A 3,070-nucleotide genomic window follows, 5' to 3' on the forward strand; every position below is an offset into this window, starting at 1 on the left:
TGCCGCACGCGCAGGCGGGCAATCCGCTCGTGCTCGGCGACACGGCGCGGCCCGAGCACTTCGGCCTCGCACTGCAGACGCTGGCCTCGCAGCGCAGCACCGGCACCGCCTTCGTCGTGCACGCGCCGACGCACAGCGCGCCGGTGGAGGAGGTGGCGCGCACGCTCATCGAGCATCAGCGGTTTGCGTATCGCGGCATGCTCGCGTGCTTTTTCGGCGGCGTGGACGAGGCCACACGCGACGCGCTGCATGCGCACGGCATTCCGGTGCACACCACGCCGCGTCGGCTGGCTCGCGCGTTCGCGCGTCTCGTCGATTACCGGCTCGGGCGCGAGTTGCTGATGCAGACGCCCGAGAGCCTGCCCGCGCAAGGCACGGCGGCCATCGACGTGGCGCTGGGCATCGCGCGCGGCGCGCTGGCGGCGGGTCGCGCGGCGCTCGAAGGCGAGGAAGCCGCGCAACTGCTCAAGGCGTTCGGACTGCAGACGGCCGAAGCGGACGCGGACGATGCGAACCCGAATGCGAGCACGAAAGCGAGCACGAAAGCAGGCACGAAAGCGAAAGCCGTCGTCGACGTAACGGTGACGTTTCGCGACGACGAAAACTTCGGTCCCGTGTTTCATTTCGAGGCGCCGTCGCCGGACGGTTTTTCGCCGCCGATGCGCGTCTATAGCCTGCCGCCGCTGAACCCGGTGCTCTCGCGCGACATCGTCACGCAATCACCGTATGCGCGCCGTGCGTCGCCCGCGCCCACGCTCGCGGCGCTCACGGAGCTGTCACAGGCGGTCTGCGAGGTGCGCGAGATCGTCGGCATGCGGCTCACGTTGCGCGTGCTGCCCGACGCGGCCGTGGTGGTCGCGCCGCGCATCGAGTTGGCGGACAAGCGCAGCCGTTTCGCGATCATGCCGTATCCGCGTCGTCTCGAAGAGACCATCGACTGGCATGGCGAGCGCCTGACGATCCGCCCGATCCGGCCCGAGGACGAGGAAATGCACCGCGCGTTCGTCGAGTCGATGTCGCCGGACGATTTGCGTCTGCGCTTCTTTTCGGCGGTGCGCAGCTTCGATCACACGCAGCTCGCGCGCATGACGCAGATCGACTACGACCGCGAGATGGCGCTCGTCGCGAGCGTGCCGGGCGAGGACGGCCGCCCGCATACGCTGGGCGTGGTGCGAGCGGTCGCCGACCCGGACAACGAAACCGCCGAGTTCGCGGTGACGGTGCTGTCCACCTTGAAGGGACGCGGGCTGGGGCGGCTGCTGATGGAGCGCATCATCGGCTACGTGCGCTCGCGCGGCACGCATTGGCTGCTGGGCGAGGCGCTGCGCGAGAATGCGCCGATGATCGCGCTGGCGCGCGCGATGGGCTTCACGGTCACGCCGACGGAGGACCCGGGCGTGGTGGGTTTCCGGATGCCGCTGGATTGAGGCGCGGATAAAGCGAAGAGCACAGGGGAAATAAAAACGGCCGCTTTACGCGGCCGTTTTTCATGGTGCGTGCGGATGTGTCACCGCACACGCATCGACGGCAAACTCACGCCGCGATCTTCGCCAGCGCTTCATCTACCTGCGCGCGCGAGATCGACAGCTCTTCGAGCCACGCCTCGGCGTACTGCGCGCCGGTTTCCTTTTCCAGACGCGCGATGGTCGCCGCGCAGCGCGCGCCGTCCTTCGGCGTGGCGATGAACGGCTTGATCGACTGGCCGCCCTGGAACGCCTCGAACAGCGGCAGGCGGATCTCGTCGGGCAGCGCGCGCGTGGTCCACTGATGCGTCTTGCCGTTGAACGTCAGCGAAGGCGGCAGCACGCGCTCCTTGCGCGTGGCCGGAATCAGGCCGAAATTGCGCGCGGCTTCGGCGATCTGCTCGGCCGTGAACAGCTCGTCGGGCGTGATCTCGAATTGCGCGATCGCGGTTTCGACGGTCTTCATCGCGTCGGCGCGGTCGTCGCGCTTCTTCTGCGCGCGGGCCACGATGTCGCGCAGCTCGTCGGCTTCCTCGGCCGAAATCGTGAAGCTCGCCTGTTTCTGCTGAAGCTCGGAAAAGCGCTGGAATTCTTGATCGGTCAGAAGTTTCGCCATGAGATCGGAGTACGCGTCCGGGGTGCGATCCGCGAGATCGTGCGCCGGACGGAATTGAAGAGGGCCGCCATTCTAACCGTTTTGCGCGGCGCGGTTCCAGTCGCGCCGCGCGCGCCCAAGGGGACGGAACGTCGCGCGCCATCCGCGCGAAACCAGGACGGCTCTGATGGTCGCGGCGGCGCGCGCTTTCTATCCTCGCGGGATGAACTCATCCGTCCCCACTCCGTCCGCCCGTTCCGACGCGCTGTTCAAGCGCGGCCTCGACCGTCTGAACGCCGATAACACCATGCACGCCGAAGCGCTGCTGCGCGAGGCCGTCGCCGCCGATCCGCGTCACGCCGACGCCTGGCATCAGCTCGGCGTCGCGCTCGCGCGCCAGCAGCGTCATGCCGAAGGCGAGCAGGCGATCCGCCGCGCGCTGGCCGTGCGCGAGGGCGGCGCGTACCGGCGCGATCTGGCGTGGACGCTGCTCTGGCAAGGCCGCGACGAAGCGGCGGTCGAGGCGTATCTCTCGGCGGTCCTGCAAGGCGTGCGCGAGGCGCGCCTGTTCAACAACCTCGGCAACCTGCTGAAGAAGCGCCAGGATCTCGCCGATGCCGAAGCCGCCTATCGCGCGGCCATCGAAACCGATCCGCACTACGCGTTCGCGTTCGGCAATCTCGCCGTGCTGCTCGCCGAAACGGGCCGCGACGAGGACGCCGAAGCGTGTTTGCGCCGCGCGCTCGAACTCGATCCACAGGCGGCGCATGCGTGGCAATGCTATGGCGGCCTGCTGGAGCGCCAGAACCGTCTCGACGAAGCCGAGGCGGCCTACGCGCGCGGCGGGCGCTGGGAAGCGGTGCAGTCCGTGCGGCGGCGGCTCGCGCACTGGGACGGGCTGGAGCCGATCGATCAGGCGGCGCTGGCGATGATCGCGTCGGGCGCGGCGGAGCAGCTCACGCCGTGGGGGCTGCTCGGCATCCCGGCGCTCACGCCCGAGCTGCATCGCGAG

Annotated in this window: 3 protein-coding genes; 2 read left to right on the top strand and 1 reads right to left on the bottom strand. The window is 69.0% G+C overall.

Annotated elements, in window-relative coordinates:
* Positions 1–1,427 (top strand): GNAT family N-acetyltransferase (locus tag G3N97_RS37560; RefSeq protein ID WP_205997808.1); only part of this gene is annotated, 1,427 nt, incomplete at its 5' end.
* A gap of 106 nt (positions 1,428–1,533) precedes the next feature.
* Here G3N97_RS37560 and G3N97_RS37565 read toward each other — a convergent pair.
* Complete coding sequence (locus G3N97_RS37565) at positions 1,534–2,079, bottom strand: hypothetical protein (RefSeq protein ID WP_205997809.1); 546 nt, start codon at positions 2,077–2,079, stop codon at positions 1,534–1,536.
* Between the two features lie 202 nt (positions 2,080–2,281).
* Here G3N97_RS37565 and G3N97_RS37570 point away from each other — a divergent pair.
* A partial coding sequence (locus G3N97_RS37570) for a tetratricopeptide repeat protein (protein ID WP_205997810.1) occupies positions 2,282–3,070 on the top strand: 789 nt, incomplete at its 3' end.

Origin of the sequence: Paraburkholderia sp. Ac-20347, from assembly GCF_017104805.1 — a bacterium.
GTDB classification, from domain to species: domain Bacteria; phylum Pseudomonadota; class Gammaproteobacteria; order Burkholderiales; family Burkholderiaceae; genus Paraburkholderia; species Paraburkholderia tropica.

Excerpts from the sequence above, each read along its gene's own strand:
- G3N97_RS37565 (WP_205997809.1), bottom strand. The coding sequence starts at position 2,079 with ATGGCGAAACTTCTGACCGATCAAGAATTCCAGCGCTTTTCCGAGCTT.